This window comes from Pseudomonas sp. CCC3.1, assembly GCF_034347405.1.
Classification (GTDB): domain Bacteria; phylum Pseudomonadota; class Gammaproteobacteria; order Pseudomonadales; family Pseudomonadaceae; genus Aquipseudomonas.
In genome coordinates this window covers 4999215-5018816 of record NZ_CP133778.1, presented here as the reverse complement: position 1 = coordinate 5018816, position 19602 = coordinate 4999215, and the positions used below count along the sequence as shown (strand labels likewise).

19 protein-coding genes and 1 tRNA gene are annotated in these 19602 nt (G+C 59.2%); 5 read left to right on the top strand and 15 right to left on the bottom strand.

Going from position 1 to position 19602, the window contains the following annotated elements:
• The first annotated feature begins 24 nt into the window (after positions 1–24).
• Entirely contained in the window at positions 25–1095 is a 1071-nt protein-coding gene (locus tag RHM56_RS21895) for a PAS domain-containing protein (RefSeq protein ID WP_322236029.1), read from the top strand.
• A gap of 91 nt (positions 1096–1186) precedes the next feature.
• Here the strand turns inward: RHM56_RS21895 and RHM56_RS21890 are convergent, their stop codons facing one another.
• Positions 1187–2563 (bottom strand): heavy metal sensor histidine kinase, encoded by a 1377-nt coding sequence (locus tag RHM56_RS21890; RefSeq protein ID WP_322236027.1) that lies wholly within the window; start codon positions 2561–2563, stop codon positions 1187–1189.
• The gene (locus tag RHM56_RS21885; RefSeq protein ID WP_322236025.1) at positions 2556–3230 is read right to left on the bottom strand and encodes a heavy metal response regulator transcription factor; all 675 of its coding nucleotides are present in this window, start codon (positions 3228–3230) and stop codon (positions 2556–2558) included. Before RHM56_RS21885 ends, RHM56_RS21890 begins: the two co-directional genes overlap by 8 nt.
• A 135-nt stretch (positions 3231–3365) precedes the next feature.
• On the opposite strand from RHM56_RS21885, the gene RHM56_RS21880 reads away from it, so the two are divergent.
• Both RHM56_RS21880 and uraH read left to right on the top strand, forming a co-directional pair.
• Complete coding sequence (locus tag RHM56_RS21880; RefSeq protein ID WP_322236023.1) at positions 3366–3848, top strand: heme-binding protein; 483 nt, start codon at positions 3366–3368, stop codon at positions 3846–3848.
• A 16-nt stretch (positions 3849–3864) separates the two neighbouring features.
• Complete coding sequence (gene uraH, locus RHM56_RS21875; RefSeq protein WP_322236021.1) at positions 3865–4275, top strand: hydroxyisourate hydrolase; 411 nt, start codon at positions 3865–3867, stop codon at positions 4273–4275.
• Between the two features lie 80 nt (positions 4276–4355).
• Here the strand turns inward: uraH and RHM56_RS21870 are convergent, their stop codons facing one another.
• The 5 genes from RHM56_RS21870 to RHM56_RS21850 are packed head-to-tail and all read right to left on the bottom strand — an operon-like array spanning position 4356 to position 8547.
• Positions 4356–5585 carry a methyltransferase gene (locus RHM56_RS21870; RefSeq protein ID WP_322236019.1) on the bottom strand — a complete coding sequence of 410 codons (1230 nt, stop codon included), beginning with the start codon at positions 5583–5585 and terminating at the stop codon, positions 4356–4358.
• Positions 5566–6255 carry an ABC transporter permease gene (locus tag RHM56_RS21865; RefSeq protein WP_322236016.1) on the bottom strand — a complete coding sequence of 230 codons (690 nt, stop codon included), beginning with the start codon at positions 6253–6255 and terminating at the stop codon, positions 5566–5568. The genes RHM56_RS21870 and RHM56_RS21865 overlap by 20 nt, the downstream gene beginning before the upstream one ends.
• Positions 6255–6947: an ABC transporter permease gene (locus tag RHM56_RS21860; RefSeq protein WP_322236014.1), complete on the bottom strand. Its 693-nt coding sequence runs from the start codon at positions 6945–6947 to the stop codon at positions 6255–6257. Before RHM56_RS21860 ends, RHM56_RS21865 begins: the two co-directional genes overlap by 1 nt.
• A 57-nt stretch (positions 6948–7004) precedes the next feature.
• On the bottom strand, positions 7005–7760 hold the full coding sequence (locus RHM56_RS21855) for an ABC transporter substrate-binding protein (RefSeq protein WP_322236012.1): 756 nt from the start codon (positions 7758–7760) through the stop codon (positions 7005–7007).
• A gap of 13 nt (positions 7761–7773) precedes the next feature.
• Positions 7774–8547 (bottom strand): ABC transporter ATP-binding protein, encoded by a 774-nt coding sequence (locus RHM56_RS21850; protein ID WP_019411768.1) that lies wholly within the window; start codon positions 8545–8547, stop codon positions 7774–7776.
• A gap of 550 nt (positions 8548–9097) precedes the next feature.
• On the opposite strand from RHM56_RS21850, the gene gabP reads away from it, so the two are divergent.
• Positions 9098–10489, top strand: a complete 1392-nt coding sequence (gabP, locus tag RHM56_RS21845) for a GABA permease (protein ID WP_322236009.1) — start codon at positions 9098–9100, stop codon at positions 10487–10489.
• Positions 10490–10568: 79 nt separating this feature from the next.
• Here gabP and RHM56_RS21840 read toward each other — a convergent pair whose 3' ends face one another.
• Together RHM56_RS21840 and RHM56_RS21835 are read right to left on the bottom strand one after the other, a co-directional pair.
• Positions 10569–12818, bottom strand: coding sequence for an ATP-binding protein (locus RHM56_RS21840; RefSeq protein ID WP_322236006.1), 2250 nt, complete (start codon positions 12816–12818; stop codon positions 10569–10571).
• The gene (locus RHM56_RS21835; protein ID WP_322236004.1) at positions 12815–13420 is read right to left on the bottom strand and encodes a biliverdin-producing heme oxygenase; all 606 of its coding nucleotides are present in this window, start codon (positions 13418–13420) and stop codon (positions 12815–12817) included. The genes RHM56_RS21840 and RHM56_RS21835 overlap by 4 nt, the downstream gene beginning before the upstream one ends.
• 171 nt (positions 13421–13591) lie before the next feature.
• Here RHM56_RS21835 and RHM56_RS21830 point away from each other — a divergent pair, with 171 nt between their 5' ends.
• Positions 13592–13837, top strand: a complete 246-nt coding sequence (locus RHM56_RS21830; protein WP_322236002.1) for a DUF1272 domain-containing protein — start codon at positions 13592–13594, stop codon at positions 13835–13837.
• A gap of 355 nt (positions 13838–14192) precedes the next feature.
• Here the strand turns inward: RHM56_RS21830 and RHM56_RS21825 are convergent, their stop codons facing one another.
• The 6 genes from RHM56_RS21825 to RHM56_RS21800 all read right to left on the bottom strand — a co-directional run bounded on the left by RHM56_RS21825 (position 14193) and on the right by RHM56_RS21800 (position 19481).
• The gene (locus RHM56_RS21825) at positions 14193–15104 is read right to left on the bottom strand and encodes an alpha/beta fold hydrolase (RefSeq protein ID WP_416194926.1); all 912 of its coding nucleotides are present in this window, start codon (positions 15102–15104) and stop codon (positions 14193–14195) included.
• A gap of 8 nt (positions 15105–15112) precedes the next feature.
• Entirely contained in the window at positions 15113–15583 is a 471-nt protein-coding gene (locus RHM56_RS21820; protein ID WP_322236001.1) for a hypothetical protein, read from the bottom strand.
• 165 nt (positions 15584–15748) lie between these two features.
• Positions 15749–15824: transfer RNA gene (locus RHM56_RS21815), tRNA-Phe, on the bottom strand.
• 104 nt (positions 15825–15928) lie between these two features.
• Positions 15929–16201, bottom strand: a complete 273-nt coding sequence (locus RHM56_RS21810) for an oxidative damage protection protein (RefSeq protein ID WP_322235999.1) — start codon at positions 16199–16201, stop codon at positions 15929–15931.
• Positions 16198–17265, bottom strand: coding sequence for an A/G-specific adenine glycosylase (mutY, locus tag RHM56_RS21805; RefSeq protein ID WP_322235997.1), 1068 nt, complete (start codon positions 17263–17265; stop codon positions 16198–16200). The genes RHM56_RS21810 and mutY overlap by 4 nt, the downstream gene beginning before the upstream one ends.
• Positions 17262–19481: an AsmA family protein gene (locus RHM56_RS21800; RefSeq protein WP_322235995.1), complete on the bottom strand. Its 2220-nt coding sequence runs from the start codon at positions 19479–19481 to the stop codon at positions 17262–17264. The genes mutY and RHM56_RS21800 overlap by 4 nt, the downstream gene beginning before the upstream one ends.
• Positions 19482–19602 lie beyond the last annotated feature (121 nt).

Sequence of the window (19602 nt, the reverse complement as noted above, 5' to 3'; positions counted from 1 at the left end):
GCCTCCCATGATCACGGAAACGTCATGACTGAAGATAGCTTTGCCTTTCGCCTGAAGGAGCTGCTCGAACACCACAAAATGACCCTGCAAGCGGTCGGGACAGCCTTGGGCATCTCCCGCACGGCGGTGCACAAATGGACCCGTGGTGGCGAAATCGACTACAGCAACCTGCGCAAACTGGCTGACCTGTTCAAGGTCAACTGGGTGTGGCTGCGCTATGGCGAACAGGCAGTGCAAGACCTTCAGGGCGCGGCATCGGTAGAACTGCCGATGACCGATGTGCGGCGCAAATACATCGCCGACATCATGGAAAGCGAAGCCCGCATGACCCTGGCCCAAGAAAACGCCGGGATCGTGACGTGGGAATGGAACCTCATCACCGACGAAGTGTTCTATTCGGCCAACGTTGAGCGGGTGTACGGCTGGCAGGTCAACAGCAACGCAGACTTCTGGCCGCACGTATTGCCCGAAGACGAAGTGGTCATGAACGAGCTGTACCGCGAATGCTTCGCCAACAACACGCCTTACGAATATGACTTCCGCATTTTTCGCCCGGATGGCGAGATGCGCTGGATCTCATCGCGGGCCATGCCACTGAACGACAGCGCCGGGCGTCCGGTAAAAATGATCGGCATCAGCATGGACAACACCGCCCGCAAGACTGCCGAACAATCGCTGCGAAAAAGCGAAGAAGCGTTTCGTGCGTTGTTCGAACTCGCGTGTGGCGCCATCGCCTACGTCGACCTGGACGGCAGTTGGCGGCGCGTCAACGACAGCCTGTGCCAGTTGCTCGGGTACAGCGAGCAAGAGCTGCGGGCGCTGACCTTCCAGGACATCACCCACCCCGACGACCTGCAAACCAACCTGGAGCAGCTCCAGCGATTGCTTGACGGGGACATCAGCAACTACGACCTCGAAAAACGCCTGCTGTGCAAAGACGGGCGCTACATCTGGGCCCACGTGCGCACCTCGTTGCAGCGCAACTCACAAGACGACAGCCCCGAGCATTTGATCAGCGTGATCGACGACATCACCCAAGAGCGCGCAGAACGCCAAGCGCTGCTGGCGCGCATAAAACACCTCGAATCCCTGTAGCCGCTGACGAGGTACGAGGCTGCGATGCGGGCCGCAGGACCGCCGTTAGGAGCGCTTCGCACTCCATCGCAGCCTCATTCTTCGGCAGCGGCTACAGGGCAATGTGCCGAGGAAAACCCAGCTCAAACAGCGTTACGCGATGATCGCTTTGCACACGCACTTCGCCGCCATGCAGCTGCATGATCGACCACACAATCGCCAATCCCAGCCCGCCTGAATCCCCTGGCTCTGCGCGTGAAGGGTCGACTCGGTAAAAACGGTCGAACACTTTGCTCAGGTGCTGGGGCTCGATGGCGGGGCCGATGTTGTGCACGCCGATCCAGCAATAATCGGCGTCATCACGTTGCAACAGCCTGACGATCGAGTCCGGTTCGGCATGCCGCACGGCATTGGCCAACAGGTTGCTCAAGGCCCGCTGCAACAGATGCAGATCAGCCGTCAGCGTCCCGTTGAGCGAGTTGCCCAAGCGCACTTGACGGTCTTCCGCCAAGGCGTCGAAGTAATCGCACAGCTCGTCCCCCACTTCGCGCAGGTTCACGCTTTGCAGGTGCAACGGCCGTTGCCCGTGCTCGGCGCGGGCCAGGAACATCAGGTTCTCGGCCATGCGATTCAGGCGTTCATATTCTTCAATGTTGGACGCCAGCACTTCCTGATACTCCGCCGGGCTGCGCGGTTGGTTCAGCGCCAGGCTGTTGCTGCCCAGCAAGTTATGCAGTGGGGTGCGGATTTCATGGGCCAGGTCGGCCGAGAACTGTGACAGCCGCGCAAAGTTGTCCTCAAGGCGCGCAAGCATGGCATTGAGTGCCTGTACCGGCTCTTTCAGTTCCGTGGGCACGTGGTCGACGGGCATGCGTTGATCAAGGCTGCGCGGGTTAATGCCACGCATGGCCTGCGCCAGTGCACGCAGCGGTTTGAGGCCGCACCGCAACAGCAACAGGCCCAGGCCAAACGCGAGCACGGCGCCAAACCCGACGGCCATGTACAAGCGCAGACGGTAGCTGGCGAGCATCTGCTCTCGCTCTTCAAGCCATTTGCCCACGGTCACGCTCAGGCGTTCTCCCGCAGGCCCTTGAGCGGTGCCGGTCAGCAGGGCGATGTGGTCCACCGTCTGAACATCGGCACGCTTGGGTAATCGTTCTTGAGCAAGAGGCTCGAGGGCGGGCAAGGCAAGCTGACGCGGGTTGATCGTGATCACCGGGCTGCCATCGCCGCGCTTGACCAGCAACACGCTGTCGAGATTGCCCAGCATGTTTTGATACAGCCGCGGGCGCTCTTGCAGGGCTTCGAGGCTGTCGCTGTCGTGCAGCAGGGCCCGCACTTGCTCAAGGCGCCCAAGCAGCGCCATGTCGTCACGAAAGGTCAGCTCCGAGGCCAGCGAGCGGTACAGAAATACGCCGACAGCGCTCAGCACCAGTGCACAGGTCAGGGCAATTGCCAGGGCCAGGCGCCAGGCGATGGATTTACTCATCGGGTGCTTCCAACTGATAGCCGACGCCGCGCACGGTGTGGATAAGTTTAGGCATGAACGGGTCGTCGACCTTGGCGCGCAGGCGGCGCACGGCGACTTCGACCATGTTGGTGTCGCTGTCGAAATTGAGGTTCCACACCTGGGAGGCGATCAAGGTGCGCGACAACACTTCGCCCTGGCGGCTGGCCAGCAAGTGCAGCAACGCGAACTCCTTGTTGGTCAGGCTGATGCGCTGACCACCTCGGCTGACACGGCGGCGCAGCACGTCGATCTCAAGGTCGGCAATGCTGTACGACTCGGCCTCGCGCATCGGGCCGCGGCGCAGCAAGGTGCGCACGCGAGCCAGCAGTTCGGCAAACGCAAAGGGCTTGAGCAAGTAATCGTCAGCGCCCAGCTCAAGGCCGCGCACGCGATCTTCGATAGCGTCTTTGGCGGTCAAAAACAGCACCGGGGTGGCGCCGCGCTGGCGAATCAGTTGCAACAGTTGCCAGCCATTGAGACCGGGGAGCATCACATCCAGGATGATCAGGTCGTACGCCTGCTGCTCAATGAAGTAGCGCCCGTCCAGCCCGTTCAGTGCCACATCCACTGCAAAGCCTGACTCTTTCAGGCCTTTGGCCAGGAAGTCAGCCGTCTTGGCTTCATCTTCAACCACTAACAAACGCATCGCACACCTCGATCAATCGTGGTCACAGGCTAGGCGCCTTCTGTGGTGTTGCCTATTACAAACTTGTAATCCAACTGACGGGGTTCTGACGGCGGTGGCTGGTTAAGGTGGCGTCCTTCGAACAGGAGCTTGCCCATGATGCTGAAAACCTTGCTGTTATGGACTGCGGTTGGCGTTGTCGGCGCCGCTCAGGCAGCGCCCCAGCTACCGCGCCATGCCGATCTGGACCTGGCCACCGCCCGCCAATTGGCCGACGCCACGCTCAAGCACTGCACCGGCGCGCTGAGCGTGCTGGATCGCGGCGCTAACGTTTTGGTTGCGATGCGCCCGGAAGGTGTGGGGCCGCACAACCTGCTGGCCAGCCAGCGCAAGGCCTACACCGCACTCTCGACCAAAACCCCGACCCGGCAGTTTGCCGAGCGCGCCCGCAACAACCCCGAAGCCTCCAACCTCAATTCCATTGCAGAACTGTTGCTGTTAGGCGGCGGCGTGCCGTTGTTTGCTGACGGTGAATTGGTGGGCGCCATCGGCGTGGCCGGGGCGGGCGGCGCCGAACAGGACGAAGGCTGCGCCATTAGCGCGGCCCAACAAATTGGCTTGGCCACACAACGCAATTAACCCCAGAGGATGACTGATGACTATGTTACGAACCACCCTGGCAGCTTTGAGCCTGAGTGCTATTTCGAGTGTCGCGCTGGCAGCGGGCAACCCGTTGAGCGTGCACGTACTGAATCTGGAAAACGGCTTGCCGTCACCGGGCGTCAACGTGACCCTGGAAAAACACGTCGGCCAGAACTGGCAGCCGCTGGCGCAGGGCGTCACCAACGAGCAAGGTCGCATTGGCGAGTTGTTCCCGGCCAAGCGAGCGTTTGAAGCCGGTGAGTATCGGGTCGTGTTTAAAACCGGCGAGTACTTCAAGAAAACCGGTCACGAGACCTTCTTCCCGGAAATCCCGGTGATATTTGAAGTGAAGAACCCCGACCAGCATTACCACATCCCGTTGCTGCTCAGCCCTTATGGGTTCTCGACGTACCGCGGGTCGTAGGCACTGACTACCCTCCCTGTAGGAGCGAGCTTGTCTCGCGATCTTTTATATTTTTAAAAAATCGCGAGACAAGCTCGCTCCTACAGAGGCTGTGTGCGCTGCGCAATCACCATCAGATTGCGTGGCGTGAGGTGGCTGTCGCAAAACTCGCCCACCTGCACGTCATAGCCGTGCTCGCGCAGATACAACGCCCGATCCAGCACCAGCCACAGCTCCAGCGGGCGACGAAACAGCCCGCGTACCAGCTCCAGATTGCGTACTTGAGCCAGCCGCTCCCAACCCGTCGCCTCAAGCGCTGCCCACTCTTCGTGGCCGGTTGTGGATAAGTTTTTCAGCGCCGCCAGGTCCTCGCAATATTGCGCAAACGGCTTGTTCAGCCATGAGCTGGGCAACGAGGGTGTGGATAAGTAGTCATCACGCTGACGCAACTGCCGTTGCAGCCCATCAAACCCCAAGCGGCGCGCCATGGACTCATCGCGCTGGCGCCTTACGCGGCTGCCGGCGGTCACGGTTTCGCTCATCGGCAGGCTCAGGTCTTCCAGCGACAACTGCAAGGGCGACGCTTTGGCTGCTGTGGATAACGGCTGATACTGCGCGGTACCGATTCGGTTGTAGCAGCACGGCGAGATCGCCAGTTGTGCACAGCCTGCTGCGCTGGCCAGTTGCAGCAAGCGCACATGCAAGTCACCACATGCATGCAACGCCACCGGGGTCATGCCGGGTTGCAGTTGCAACGAGGCATCAGCGGCGAGCACGTCTTGCTGCACATGGCGGGCGTTTAACTGATGACGCTGGCTCAGCGTCTGGCCTGCGTCGATCAGCGTCGGGTCGTATTCCAGGCAGGTCAGTTGCTGCTCGGCACTCAGCAGGCGTCGCCCCAAGTGCCCTTTGCCTGCGCACCAGTCCAGCCAGTGAGCAGGCGCCTGTTTAAAGTTCAGGCTCTGGGCGAATGCTTCGATTTGCTGCCATTTGCGACCGGGTACATCCACCTGCAAGCGCGCAGCGGCTGGCGGCAAGGCGTGCACGGGCAAACGGTCAATGGCGCAGAGGGCAAAGGAGGTGGCCGCCAGTGCTGGAAACGGCGCAGGTGCATCTAACGAGTGCGGCTGATTGTGGCTGTCTTCAGCGTCTTGCAACGAACGCTGGCGCAACCACGCAGAGAGTTCGGGGTGTTGGGCTTCCCACGGCATCTTCAGTTGGGTGAAGGGCCGTGGGCGCCACAGGTGCTGGTGGTCACGCAAGAACGTGTCCAGCGCCTCAAAGCGGGCGAGCAAAGGCTCGCCCTGAGGGTCAACGACCTTGGCAGGCATCGACGCGCAACCAGCGCTCCAGCAGCTTGAAACCCTGAATCAAAACAAACGACATGACCAGGTAGATCACCCCGGCGATCAGGAACATATCCACCGTCTGGTAGTTGCGGGCAATGATGGTGCGGGTCATGCCGGTCAGTTCCAGCAAGGTCACGGTACTCGCCAGCGAGCTGGCCTTGAGCATCAGGATCACTTCGTTGCTGTACGCCGGCAGGCCGATGCGCGCAGCACGCGGCAGCATGATGTGCACCAGGGTTTTGAAGCGCGACATGCCCAAGGCGCGTGCGGCTTCGATTTCACCCGGTGGAATGGCCTGAATGGCGCCGCGCAAAATTTCTGCGATATAAGCGGCTGTGTGCAGGGTCATGGTCAGCACGGCACACCAGAACGGACTGCGCAGGTAGGGCCACAAGACGCTTTCGCGTACTGCCTCAAATTGCCCCAGGCCGTAATAAACCAAAAAAAGCTGAATCAGCAGCGGTGTGCCGCGAAAGAAAAAAATGTACCCGTAAGGCAGCGAGCGCACGTACCACAGCTTGGATGAGCGGGCGATGCCCAGCGGAATGGCCACAATTAAACCGGCGATGACCGAAAGGGCGGTCAGTTCCAGCGTCAGGGTTGCACCCTGGATCAGCTTGGGCAGCCACTTGAGGAAAAGCTCCCACACCATTACGTTCTCCTCGCGAAGCCGCGTGCGGCGCGTTTTTCAAGCACGTACATAGTGCCCATGGCCAAAATGGTCAGGCCCAGGTACATCACGGCAGCCACCATATAGAAGGTGAAGGGTTGTTTGGTGAAGGTCACCGCGTTTTGCGCTTGGCGCATGATTTCTTCCAGGCCGATCACGGAGACCAGCGCGGTGTCTTTCATCAAAATCATGAACAGATTGCCCAGGCCGGGCAGGGCGATACGCCACATTTGTGGCAGCACCAGCTTGGTGAAAATCCGCGGCTTGGACAGACCCAATGCCATGCCCGCTTCGCGGTGGCCTTTAGGAATGGCCAAAATGGCGCCACGAAACACTTCGGTCGCATACGCGCCAAAACACAGGCCCAACGCGAGAACCCCAGCCGCGAAGGCGCTGAGGGTAAGGTCGGGCATGCCGATCAGTTCGCCGAGGGCACGCACCGCATTGACGCTACCGAAGTAAATCAGCAACACCCAGAGCAGTTCCGGCACGCCGCGAACCAACGTTGAATAAGCGCCGCCGAGCCATTTGAATGGCTTGTAAGGCGACGTTTTAGCCAGTGCACCGAGCAATCCGAGCACCAGGCCCAGGCACAGCGCACTGAGTGCCAGTTTGACGGTCATCAGCGCGCCAGCGGCAAGCGCCGGGCCGAATCCGTAGAGATCGATAGTCATTGGGTAGGCAGGCTTTGCTAGGGACCGGCGCGCCCGTTGGCGCACCGGTCAGGCAGGTCAGTAGATGCTGAACGGGAAATACTTGTCGTTGATCTTCTTGTACGTGCCGTCTTCAACGATTTGCTTGAGGGCCAGGTTCAGCTTGGCGCGCAGTTGGTCATCGCCTTTGCGTAGCGCGATGCCGACTTTGTCGTCTTCATTGACCGGTTCACCCTTGAACTCGTAAGCCTGGCCAGCCGGGCTTTTGAGCCAGTCGTAGTTGGCGTACTTGTCCGCCAGCAACGCATCGACACGGCCCGAGGTCAGGTCGAGGTAGGCGTTTTCTTGGGTGTCATACAACGAGATGGTCGCGTCTGTGCCCAAGTTGTCATCCAGCCAGGTGGCGGCCTGAGTTGAGCGCTGGGTGCCCAAGGCCTTGCCCTTGAGCGACGCAATGTCGGTTTTGAAATCGACTTTTTTCGGCGCAATGAACTGCTGTTTGTTGGAGTAGTACGGGTCGGTGAAATCGACGGCTTGCTTACGCTCGTCAGTGATCGACAGCGACGACACGATGAAATCGTACTTTTTGGCGTTAAGCGCCGGGATGATGCCGTCCCAATCGGAGGTGACGATCTCGCACTCGGCTTTCATCTTCGCGCACAGGGCCATAGCGATGTCCGGGTCGAAACCGACGACTTCACCACTGGCGTTCTTGTTATTGAACGGAGGGTAAGCGCCCTCAATACCGACTTTGTACTTATCAACAGCCAGGGCATTAGCGCTGAACACCAAGGAGGCGGCAGCAGCCAGGAGAAGTTTTTTATAGTTCTGCATTCGTATTGCTCCGTTAGCGATTGCTGGACATGAATTGTTTGCAGCGCGCTGAAACCGGGTTATCAAACACCTGTTCAGGCGATCCTTGCTCTTCGATCAGGCCTTGGTGCAAAAACACGACTTCAGTGGACACCTGACGGGCAAAGCCCATTTCGTGGGTGACCAGTAGCATAGTGCGACCTTCTTCGGCGAGCGCGCGGATCACACTAAGTACTTCCTGGACCATTTCCGGGTCAAGCGCTGATGTGGGTTCATCAAACAGGATGACTTTAGGTTGCATGGCCAGGGTGCGAGCGATGGCGGCGCGTTGTTGCTGGCCGCCAGACAATTCAGAGGGGTAGGCATGACGCTTTTCAGCGATACCGACCTTGGCCAGTAACGCTTCGGCCACTTCGATGGCCTCGGCCTTGCTCTGACCCAGCACGCGCCGCGGTGCCTCGATGACGTTGTCGAGGATGGTCATGTGCGGCCACAGGTTAAAGTTTTGAAACACAAAACCCAGTTCACTGCGCATGCGGTTGATCTGTTTGCCATCGGCGGCAACCAGTTCGCCATTTTTGGCTTTCTTGAGCTTGAGTTCTTCTCCGGCGACCAGAATCTGGCCATCGTGCGGATTTTCCAACAGGTTGATACAACGCAGCAGAGTGGACTTGCCGGAACCGGAAGAGCCCAGGATCGAGATCACGTCGCCGTCGCGTGCGGTCAGCGAGATACCTTTGAGTACCTCAAGCTCGCCGTAGCGTTTATGCAAGTTGCGGATTTCAAGCGCGGGCGTGGCCAAAGCCATGTGCGGTCCTCATTGTGTTCGGGTGCGATCCTGCTATTGGGGGGCCTTCCTGGCGATGGCCAAGCTAGCATAGGGTCGCCAAGGCAACCAGCCGCCCCACAGACGCAAAAGGCAGAAGAGTGGTCGTGTGTCGCATCGCTACAGCTGACTGTCGCGCCGACAACAACCGACCCTGTGTTTTGCCGTTCGGCCAGACAGGTGTCGCGTAAAAAAGGTCGCGATGGTGCCAGTTTTAGCCCGGTGTTGGAAGCACGAACCTACTAAAGGTCAAACATGTGCACCGGTTTTGGGCCATATGGGAATTTTTGGGTTTTTTTGGTGCGCGAGACGCCCTGTAACTGAGTGTTACGGTAACAAATTAGCAAAAAGCCATTACTCTCAATGGGTTGCCAAAAGAGACCTGCTACGTTGCAGCCCGCGTAAACCGTGCATGTGTCACATTTTGGCTCATTTATTGCGTCAATAATTCTAAACGCCCCGTTGGTTACTTTTTACGAGAAGGTAATCAAGCGCGGCGCTCGGAATGGCTTTCACTGCAAAGGTAGTCCCAATGAGCAATACGCAAACCTCTAACGGCCTGGAGCAAGGGCTCAAGCCGCGGCATGTGACCATGCTGTCAATCGCCGGCGTCATCGGTGCCGGCTTGTTTGTCGGCTCAGGACACGCGATTGCCCAAGCGGGCCCCGCTGTGCTGCTGGCCTATGCCGCCGCTGGCACGTTAGTGGTGCTGGTGATGCGCATGCTGGCCGAAATGGCCGTCGCCTCGCCGGACACCGGTTCGTTCTCCACTTACGCCGACCGTGCCATCGGGCATTGGGCCGGTTTTACCATCGGCTGGCTGTACTGGTGGTTCTGGGTGCTGGTCATCCCGCTGGAAGCCGTCGCCGCTGGCACCATCCTGCATGCGTGGTTCCCGGGCACCGCGATTTGGGTGTTTACCCTGGTCATCACCTTGTTGCTGACTGTGACCAACCTGTTCAGCGTCAAGAACTACGGCGAGTTTGAGTTCTGGTTCGCGCTGGTCAAGGTGCTGGCGATTATTGGCTTCATCGTGTTGGGTGCGTTGGCCATCTTCGGCGTGCTGCCAACCAGCCAAGTCAGCGGCGTCTCGCACCTTGTCGACACCATCGGCTTTATGCCCAATGGCATGGGCGCCGTACTGGCTGCCATGCTGACCACCATGTTTTCGTTTATGGGCACTGAAATCGTCACCATCGCGGCGGCGGAATCCAAAGACCCGAGCAAGCAAATCACCAAGGCCACCAACTCGGTGATCTGGCGTATTGGCTTGTTCTACCTGGTGTCGATCTTCATCGTTGTGGCCCTGGTGCCTTGGAACGACCCAAGCCTTGCCAGTCTCGGCTCTTATCAGACCGCGCTCGTCAGCATGGGCATCCCGAATGCCAAACTGATCGTCGACATCGTGGTGTTGATCGCTGTGACCAGTTGCCTGAACTCAGCGCTCTACACTGCCTCGCGGATGCTCTTCTCCCTGAGCAAGCGCGGCGACGCACCGGCGGCTGCCAAGCGCACCAACGCCAGCGGCACGCCTTACTGGGCGGTGATGATGTCTACCGGCGCAGCCTTTGTGGCGGTGTTTGCCAACTACGTGGCACCTGCGGCGGTGTTCGAATTCTTGCTCGCCAGCTCGGGTGCCATCGCCCTGTTGGTGTACCTGGTGATCGCGGTTTCGCAACTGCGCATGCGTAAAAAGCGCGTGGCCAAAGGCGAGAAAATCGAGTTCAAAATGTGGTTGTTCCCGGGTCTGACTTGGGCGGTGATCGTGTTTATCGTGGCTATTTTGACCATCATGCTGTTCCAGCCGCAGCATCAGGCCGAAATCATGGCCACCGGCTTGTTGAGCATTCTGGTTGTGGCGGCGGGCCTATTGGTGGCACGCCGTCGTCGTATCGAGAAAGCGGGGGCAACGGTACTGAACTGAGGCCAGGAAGGCCCTCACTGTTGAGTCCAAAATAAAGGCCGCCCTCTGTCGAGAGGGCGGCCTTTTTTGTGGGCGTGGATCAGGTGAACGATGACTCGATTCTAGGCACCGTAAAGCGGAACTCGCTGCCTTCGCCCAGCGTGCTCTCGGCCAGCAACTGGCCGCCATGCGCCTTGATGATGCCTTGCGAGATATACAGCCCAAGGCCCGTGCCAGAGGCGTTGCCTTCTTTTGCCGTCCAGTAGCGATCAAAGATGTGAGGCAGTTGCTCAGCGGGAATCCCTTTGCCGGAGTCACGTACGCTAAACACAATGTCATCGCCGTTGGACATGGCCGCCACCACGATTTTGCCGTCCGCCGGGGTGAACTTGATCGCGTTGCTGATCAGGTTGGACAGCACTTGAAACAGTCGCTCCGGGTCGGCGTTGATCCGCAGGTCGGGCTCGGCGTGGAACGTCAGCTCAACCGACTTTTCCGTCGCCAGTGGCGTCAGCAACGACAGTGCCTCTTCAAAGATCTGCGTCACGTCCAGCGATTGCGCAGCGATCGTGTAGCGGCCCGCTTCGATCTTGGACGTGTCCAGCAAGTCTTCCAGCAGAATGTTCATGCGGCTGCTGGCCTGTTGCATGGTGTCGATGGCCGTGGTGATGCGCCTTGAGGCATGCGAGCCGTCACTGCTGAAGGTTTTTTGCATCATCCCGCAGAGCATCGAAATGATCGTCATGGGGTTGCGCAAGTCGTGGGACACCACCGCCACCAGTTCGTCCCGAGCGCGCACGGCTTGCTGCTCGCGATGAACTTGACGCGCCAGGTCATTTTCCAGCGCCGAGCGTCGCAGATCGTTGGCCGCGAACAGATCGCCATGGCTCCATTTACTGGAGATGCCGTCCATTTCGACCTTCCACAACTCGAACGACGTGCGGGGACTCAAACGCAAGCCTTTAGCGCTCGGCTCCAGGTTGAGCGGTTTTTTCGGGTCGCCGCTCCAGGGGATGCTTTCTTTGACCTCGGTGCGAAACCACAGCACAGCGTTGTCCACAGGTTTGGGCAAGCTCATGGCCAACAGGCCGCTGGCAATGTCTTTGTACACAGCCGCTGGCGCATACAACGACGACAGGCTGTGGGTGGAAAACACGGGCGCGTCGTCGTGCTTGAGCCATTGGTACAGGTCGCGGATTTGGTCGGGTTGCGGGCATTGGCCATACCGGTGCAATACGTTGCCTTCGAGAATGGCCACGCCACTCGCCTGGGTCAGTTCCATCAGCAACTTGTGTTCTTGTGCCAGGCCGTCAAACACGTTTTCCGGGCCCTGCACCATGGCGCCGTTCAGGCGTACCAAGGTGTCCACTTTGGCTTCGCGCTGGCGGTTGATTTCCAGGGTTTGCAAGGCGCTGATCTGTAGCGACAGCACTTGGCCGATGGTTTGGCAGGCCATGCGCAACTCGTGCGACACGTGCAGCGGGGTGCGATGACCGCAACTGATCAGGCCCCACAACCGCTCGCCATCCATCAAAGAAATACTCATGGACGACAGCACGCCCATGTTTTTCATGTACTGGCAGTGAATCGGCGACACGCTGCGCAACGTTGCACCGCTGAGGTCCAGCGGCTGCTGAGTGTCGGGGCGCAGCGTGGGCACCAGCTCAACCGGCCTGTAGTCAGCGTTGGGGATGATGCGCAGCCAGTGCGTGCGATACAACTCGCGCGCCTGCTCCGGGATGTCAGAGGCCGGGAAAAACATCCCATTGAACAGCTCCATAGACGGCGCCGATGCCTCAGCGATGACCTGGCCGTGGCCCTCTTCTTGAAAGCGATAGATCAAGACTCGGTCGTAACCGGTCAGCGCCTGAATCTCGGCGACGCAGATGTCGTACAGCGCGGGCAGTGTTTTGGCGGCTTGCAGGCGTTGTAACACGCGGCTCAGATTGCGCACCTTAGCCATCGTGCCCACCCGCTCGACGTCATCGGGTTTTAACTCAAGCTCCAGAATCAAAATGCCTTTGTCTTTGTGCAACAGCCCTTCGTAGTCGATGCCTTGCAGGGTCAGTTCCAGCGGCGGCGCATCGACATGCTCGGCATAATGCGCGGCCTGCCGTACAGCGGTTGCGGCTTGCGGGCCGGTCAGCATCGACAATGGCTGATTCAGCAGTGCAGCGGGCGACAGGCCGAACAGTGTTTCTATGTTGGCGCTGATTTGCTGGATGCGCAGGTCGGGTTCCGACAAGGTCAGCAGCAGGCCGTGGGGCTGAATGGCGCCCGGAAAGCGAATCGGCTCGTCGGCACAATTGGCCAGCAAGGTTTCGAAGGCTTGAGTGTCGAGTGGGTTCATAACAGTACCTCCTGGCGTTCGAGCCACTGCTCGAAACAGCTAAAAGTGGAACAGGCCGCCTCAACGGCTTCATTGCGTGCCTGGGCGTCCAGCGGCACTGCGCTTAGAAAGTCCAGAAAAGACTTCCAGTTGCGGCCGGTGGCTTCGCCATAAACGTAAAGAAAGGCGCATCCGTTGCCGGCATCCAGCGCCAGGTGCTCAGCCACCTGTTTGCGCAAGACATTGCCACCCAAGGTGGCGCCTTCCAGTACATACAAAACCCCAAGCACGCTGGCTTGGCTGTTCAATGCTGCAAGCGTCGGGCACAGCGCCAGCGTCTGAGGATTGATGCCCAGCGCCTGCAGGTCTTGCTCCAGTGCGGGCGTCTTGAGCCGAGCCTGAAGATCGAAGCCTGGCGGGACCGATGCACTGCGTTGCAGTTCGTGCTCTATCGCCTGATAGAACCCGAAATAAGCAGCCAGCAGACGTCTGTAGAGCGGCAGATCAAGGCTGTCTGAGAAAAACGGCAGGCGTTTCTCAAGGGCGACATGCAGGGTGTGAGTGCCAGCGCGCAGCTCGGCAAGGACCGAAGAGGCGGGCGGGGTATTGAGTTCGTGTGGCATGAAGTGTGACAGGGCTCTCTGTGTGCGCTTTTGAGTCAGCGCTCATAAGCATCTGAATTCACGGGATCGAAAAAGTGCAATTAATTTGCCATGGCCAATTAGCGGTTGGTTTTTTACAGTAAGCGGCTTAAATGCAATGAAGAAAGTTTTCCTGATGACGATGAGGTGCTCATGCTCGAATTACGCCCCAATTGCGAATGTTGTGATTGCGACCTGCCGCCAGAGTCCGCTCAAGCGCGAATTTGCTCATTCGAGTGCACGTTTTGCGCAACCTGCGTGGAGCAGACATTAGGCGGGCTGTGCCCTAACTGCGGGGGCGAATTACTGGCCCGCCCGCGTCGACCAGCGAGCAAGCTGGCAAACAACCCGCCGTCAAACACGCGGGTGCACAACCCCCAAGGCTGCGCTACCCGCTGAGATTCAACAGGTAGAGGTTTCGATCAGTGCTTGTTCCGGGCCTGCCTCAAAAAGCCCGGTAGCGGTGCAATGCCGTTCTCTCAAGAGCAACGCGACTCAAAGTGTGGGAGCGGGCTGCTCCCACAGAGGTAGAAATCACTTAAGTGAACAGCTCAGCAGGGTGCGGTAATGGGTCCAGCTCAATTCGTGACGCAGTGCGTCACACTTTGGAAAAGCTTAAGAGATGCGCACGACTAACTGTAGGAGCGAGCTTGTCTCGCGAGCTTTTAAAAGATCAAAAGATCGCGAGACAAGCTCGCTCCTACAGGGCCCGCTTTCGCTTAAATGAACAACATTGCCCACAAGAGCGTGTCTTTCAGGGCTGATGGCTGATCACTCGCCCTGGCATATCCACGGCCAATTCCCCGTGTCGCAACCATTGCAAGGCAATCGGCCATAAGGTGCTCTGAAAGCGGCTATGGAAAAACGCGAAATGGCCGATGGCGTCTTCGCCGATGTCCTGTGGGTTTATGCGCAAATGCGTACGCGGGCTGGCGCTGAAGTAACTCAGCAAGCGCTCGATGGCCGCCACGGTGCCGAAAGGATCGTCGCTAAGGCTGATAGCGAGGGTTTTGGCTGTAACGGATGAAAAGGGCAGGGTGGCAAGCGGGCGTGCGCTAGGGAGGCGCTCATAGCGTGGGCTCAGGCCGCACCAGTCTTTGACCACGCCTGCCGGGGTGTCTTCGAGCCAGCCCAGGCGTTTGCCTGGAAAGTAGCCGCATACGCGTGTCAGCAGCGGCATTACGCCGTGCCATTTGGCGAGCATGTACCAGCGCTGGGCGGATGCGTAGTCGCGCCAGTGGGCAAATTGCGCGCCCACGCTCACTACGTGACGAATAACCGGGCCTGACGCTGCCAGTCCCACTGCACAGCCGCCAAAGCTGTGGCCGACTACATCAATCGGCTGGCCGGGGTATTCGCGCTGTGTGCGCTTGAGCAGGGCTTCAAAGTCGAGTGCGCCCCAGTCCGACCACGAGGCCTCAAAGCCGCGCAGCGATCCGGCGCGTGAGGCGCCGATGCCTCTGTAGTCGAACAGCATCACGTCCAGCCCATGGCTGAACAGATAATCGGCAAAGCGTGAGTAGTAGGTGCAGCGTACGGAGGTGGCCGCGTTGATGATGACCACGGCGCGGGCGGGATTGGGGTCAGGGTGACGCCATTCAAACCCGCCCAGCCAGTAACCGTCAGCAGCGGGCTCAGTGAACGCCCGGCTGACAGGTTGGGTCAGTGCTGCGGTCAGTGCGCGCTCCGGGTGTTGCGCTCTTGCAGCACGCGGGAGGCTTCGACGTAGGCTTTCTGGAAGGTTGGGGTTTCTATCCAGGCCACGGCGCTGTCTTCGTCGTCGCCGTGGATGGCGATGCGGTATTCGATCAGCAGGCCCATCAAGAAGTCCGTGGCAGGCTCTTCTTCCTCTTCCGAGATCACCAGTTCCAGCACCGGGTATTGCAGGAACACCGTGCACATCGTTTGCAGGTTGATGGCTTCGGCGGCTTTCATGACCTGGAACAAATCGTCGTAATCGGCCGGGTCAAAGCCGTTGTCGAGGATGTCCTGAAAGTTAAACGTGCTGAGATCGATTTTGACGTCATCGAACGGGTTGTCGATCAAGGTCGCGGCCGAGGCTTTGGCCGGTTTGCCAGCTCGGTTCTGCTTGGCTTTGGACTTGGCCCGCTGTGCATTCTTTTGCTGTTTTTTGGGCGATGACATGAACGTGTGTCCTTTGCAGGCTGAAGAGAGGATTGAACCCCATCTCTTTGCAATCGCCAAGAGAGGTGGCGCCGCCGGGTATAAATCGCGCCCAACAAAAAACCCGCACTAGGCGGGTTTTTTGTGTGCTTTGAGGTGGTGTGAACACCACATCAAAACTGAATGTGGTGCCCAGAGACGGAATCGAACCGCCGACACGGGGATTTTCAATCCCCTGCTCTACCGACTGAGCTATCTGGGCAACGGGGCGCATTAGAAGCCTTTTTCGATGACCCGTCAAACACTTTTTTCAAAAAATTTTAATTATTACCGTCGCTTACGGACCAAACCCTTTAAAACCGGGGTTTATTCGCTTGGCGGAACGTAGCCTTCTGCTTGGGCGTATTCTTCGCCGCTGAAGAACTTATCCATCTCGCCCTGCAAATATTTTCGATCTTCGGCGTTCATCATGTTCAAACGCTTCTCGTTGATCAGCAATGTCTGGTGTTTTTGCCAGTCAGCCCAGGCTTTGGCCGAGACGTGGTCAAAAATGTCCTGGCCTTTGGTGCCCGGGAATGGGGCGCGCTCAAGGGCGGGCAGTTCTTCTTTGTATTTGCGGCACATAACGGTGCGGGTCATGAGGTCTCTCCTGCGTGTAATAGGTCGGCGGCTCGCTTGAGCAGCTTCTTGACCGGGGCAGCAAGGCCCAGGCGCGGCGGGGTGGCGAGGTTATACCAGAGCCAATCGGCCTCGGCCACGTGATGACCCGACTCCTTGACGTGGATCAGCCAGGGTTCGATGGCCAGTTGGAAATGGCTAAAGGTGTGGGTCAGGCCGGGCAGTTCATGTTGTGCGCCCAGGGCCAGCGAGTGTTGTTGCGCCAGGTGCTCGATGTCGTTGAGGTCGTCCAGCTCGGGCAGGCTCCACAGGCCTCCCCACAAACCGGTCGAGGGGCGGCGGTACAGCAAGATTGCGCCCTCGGCATTGGCCAGCATCGGCATCAGCGTGCGCTTTTGCGGGACGGTCTTGCGCGGCTTGGGGATCGGGTAACGCGTTTCCAGGCCGAGCATGTGCGCTTCGCAGCCGGTTTCCAGGGGGCAGAGCAGGCAACTGGGTTTGCTGCGGGTGCAGAGCGTCGCGCCCATGTCCATCATCGCCTGGGTGTAGGCGTTGACCCGGTCATGGGGCGTGAAGCGTTCTGCGGTGGCCCACAGCTGTTTGGCGATTTTGGGTTCGCCCGGGTAGCCCTCTTGCGCGGTGTAACGTGCCAGCACCCGTTTGACGTTGCCGTCGAGGATCGGCGCCCGCAGGCCCATGCTCAGGCTGGCAATGGCCCCTGCGGTGGACAAGCCAATGCCGGGCAGTTCGACCAGTTTTTCGACGTCACGCGGGAATTCGCCGCCGTATTGCTCGACGACGATCTTCGCGGTTTTCTGCAAATTGCGGGCGCGGGTGTAGTAACCGAGCCCTGTCCACAGGTGCAGCACTTCGTCTTCGGGGGCGTTAGCCAGCGCTTGGACGGTGGGCAGAGAAGCCATGAACCGGTCGAAATAGTTGAGCACGGTGCTGACTTGCGTCTGTTGCAACATGATTTCCGAGACCCACACCCGATACGGGGTGATGCCCTGTTGCCAGGGCAAATCATGGCGGCCGTGATGGTCATACCAGTCCAGCACGGCGCTTGCGAATTGCTCATCTCTCATCGGTTGAACAGCCCTTTGAGCGCGTTTTTGAGTTCTGGGCTGACTTTATCGCCGAGTTTCTCTTCAAGTTTTTCGCTCAGTTTGCTGGCCGCTGCTTTGGCGGCGACTTTGCCCAGGCCGTCTTTGTCCAGACGACAGGCCTTGGCGCCCAGCTCCAGCGGGCCACGGCACAGTAAGGGAAGTTCGATGCCGACAAAGTTTTTGCCAATCTGGCACGCCGGGTCCGGGAGCGGGTTGGTGTCGCCTTCCAGGGTGATGCCGATGCGGTAATCCATGCCCAGCACGCGCAGGTCGATGTCGCCATTGCCTTTTACGCTCAGGCCGGGAATGCGCACGATCAGGTCCGGGTTGCTGGCCACGCCATTACGGAACACCAGGTTGCCCTTGAGTTCCTTGAACGGGGTGTCTTTGCCCAGCGGGGCGCCGCTCAGGGTTTTGCGGTTGAGGATGGAGATGCCTTTGCACAGTTGCTGTTCAATGTTGGCGTTGAGCAGCACGCCGTTGTTGAGCGCAAAACTGGCGGTGCCATTGAGGCTTTGAATCAAGGCGCTCTGGCTGTTGCCGCTGCCGGTGACATTGCTGTTGAGGGTCAGCAGGCCGGTCACGGGTGGTTTTTGGCCCTGGCTCTGCAGGATCTTCTCGACTGGCACATTGGTGATGCGGGTTTGCAGTTTGACCAGCGGCTGGATGGGTTGCACGTCCAGGCTGCCGTTGGCTGCGAACGTGCCTTTGTAGAGGCCGCCGCTCAGGTTTTCGAGGGTCAGTACGCCGCCTTTGCTGTTGGCTTTCAGCGCAGCATTCTGGATCGGCAGCTTGCTGAGTGTCAGCTGGCCAAAGCTGATGTCTGCCTCCAGGTCCAGGGTTTTAAGGCGGGCCACGGGGATGATTTTGGTTGTGCTCCAGCCGCTTTTGGTCGGGGCGTCTGGCAGCGGGCTGTCGCCTGATGCGGTCAGCGCGCTGGCCTCGCTGCCTTGCACTTCAGCCTGGCGAGCAGCGGCGGCGCCATTGGCCTCCGCCGACTTCGGCGGCAGGTAGCGATCAGCGTCGAACGTGTCGCCTTTGAGCTGAATACGCAGGGCTTGTTTGGCGAAGTCTTCGACGGCGATGCGGCCAGTGAAGGTGCTGTCATCGACATTCAGCTTGAGGTCGTCAAAGGTCACGCTGGTGGGCGTGCCTGACAGACGGGTCACTAATTCGACTTTGCTCAGGCTGCCCGGCGCCATGGCAGGCAAGGGCTGGCCGACGCTGTCGAGGAACTTGGCCAGATCAAGCTGGGCAATCGACAGGCCGCCGCTGACCTGTGGGGTCGTGTCCAGGCTGTTGGCTTTGAGTTCGCCAATGGCGCGCAGCTGGTTGGCGGAGATTTTCAAACTGCTCCATTCGGCGACGTTCGCAGCCAAATCAACCAAAAGCTGGCCAGACGCGGAGAAGTTCATGGTTTTGCCTTGCAGCGGCTCGCCAGAGGCTTCGCCCACCACCTTCATGTCTTCGAACTGATAACGCTTAAGCACGCGGTCAAAGCGCAGCTTGCCGTCGAGTTCAGTCTTGACCCGCATCACGGGCTTGTTGGTGCCCAGGAAGGCGGTCAATTTGACCGGGGTGCTGGTGGCCTCATGAATCGGGCCGGTGCTCATCTGGATGCTCTCGGCGCTGAACTGCTGGCCGCTTTGCTCGTCGTTGTATTCAACGCGGGCATTGTTCACCGTCAGGCTGTCGATATCGAGTTTGAGCGGTTGGCTGGCGACTTCGGGCGTGACAGGCGCGGGCTGGGCGCTGTCGGTCGACGCTGTTTCGGCACCCGCTGCGGCAGGCGCTGGCTTGCCGATGTCTTCCCAATTGCCGCGTCCGTCTTTGTCACGGGCCAGACGCAGGTTCAGGCCTTCGACCCGTACATCGCTCATTTGTATTTCTTTGCGCAGCAGCGGCAGTACGCGCACAGACAGACCCAGCATTTGCAGGTCGGCAAAAGGTTGGGTCGGGGTTGCCAGGGTCGCCACGCTAGCGTCGTGCAACTCCAGGCCGAGCCACGGGAAGAGGCTCCAGCCGATGTCGCCATTGAGAGTCAGCTCGATGTGAGCTTTGTCACGGGCTATCTGGCGGATCTCGTTTTTATAATCGTTGGGGTCGAACAGATGGCTCAGGGCAAAGCCCAGCGCCACGATGATCAGCAACAATCCGAGAAGCACCAGACCCAGGATTTTGCCGAACGCTTTCATGGGCGAGTCCTTGTAAGTCTGTGTGAAGGGAAGTTTTAAATTTAGCCGCAGAGTATAGCCCCAGGCGCCAACCGACTGGGCGGTGGATCGCGGCGGATCAGTTCGGTTATTTAACACCGCG

Coding starts and splice junctions, on each gene's coding strand:
- RHM56_RS21895 (WP_322236029.1), top strand. CDS start 25: ATGACTGAAGATAGCTTTGCCTTTCGCCTGAAGGAGCTGCTCGAACAC.
- RHM56_RS21890 (WP_322236027.1), bottom strand. CDS start 2,563: ATGAGTAAATCCATCGCCTGGCGCCTGGCCCTGGCAATTGCCCTGACC.
- RHM56_RS21885 (WP_322236025.1), bottom strand. CDS start 3,230: ATGCGTTTGTTAGTGGTTGAAGATGAAGCCAAGACGGCTGACTTCCTG.
- RHM56_RS21880 (WP_322236023.1), top strand. CDS start 3,366: ATGATGCTGAAAACCTTGCTGTTATGGACTGCGGTTGGCGTTGTCGGC.
- uraH (WP_322236021.1), top strand. CDS start 3,865: ATGACTATGTTACGAACCACCCTGGCAGCTTTGAGCCTGAGTGCTATT.
- RHM56_RS21870 (WP_322236019.1), bottom strand. CDS start 5,585: ATGCCTGCCAAGGTCGTTGACCCTCAGGGCGAGCCTTTGCTCGCCCGC.
- RHM56_RS21865 (WP_322236016.1), bottom strand. CDS start 6,255: ATGGTGTGGGAGCTTTTCCTCAAGTGGCTGCCCAAGCTGATCCAGGGT.
- RHM56_RS21860 (WP_322236014.1), bottom strand. CDS start 6,947: ATGACTATCGATCTCTACGGATTCGGCCCGGCGCTTGCCGCTGGCGCG.
- RHM56_RS21855 (WP_322236012.1), bottom strand. CDS start 7,760: ATGCAGAACTATAAAAAACTTCTCCTGGCTGCTGCCGCCTCCTTGGTG.
- RHM56_RS21850 (WP_019411768.1), bottom strand. CDS start 8,547: ATGGCTTTGGCCACGCCCGCGCTTGAAATCCGCAACTTGCATAAACGC.
- gabP (WP_322236009.1), top strand. CDS start 9,098: ATGAGCAATACGCAAACCTCTAACGGCCTGGAGCAAGGGCTCAAGCCG.
- RHM56_RS21840 (WP_322236006.1), bottom strand. CDS start 12,818: ATGAACCCACTCGACACTCAAGCCTTCGAAACCTTGCTGGCCAATTGT.
- RHM56_RS21835 (WP_322236004.1), bottom strand. CDS start 13,420: ATGCCACACGAACTCAATACCCCGCCCGCCTCTTCGGTCCTTGCCGAG.
- RHM56_RS21830 (WP_322236002.1), top strand. CDS start 13,592: ATGCTCGAATTACGCCCCAATTGCGAATGTTGTGATTGCGACCTGCCG.
- RHM56_RS21820 (WP_322236001.1), bottom strand. CDS start 15,583: ATGTCATCGCCCAAAAAACAGCAAAAGAATGCACAGCGGGCCAAGTCC.
- RHM56_RS21810 (WP_322235999.1), bottom strand. CDS start 16,201: ATGACCCGCACCGTTATGTGCCGCAAATACAAAGAAGAACTGCCCGCC.
- mutY (WP_322235997.1), bottom strand. CDS start 17,265: ATGAGAGATGAGCAATTCGCAAGCGCCGTGCTGGACTGGTATGACCAT.
- RHM56_RS21800 (WP_322235995.1), bottom strand. CDS start 19,481: ATGAAAGCGTTCGGCAAAATCCTGGGTCTGGTGCTTCTCGGATTGTTG.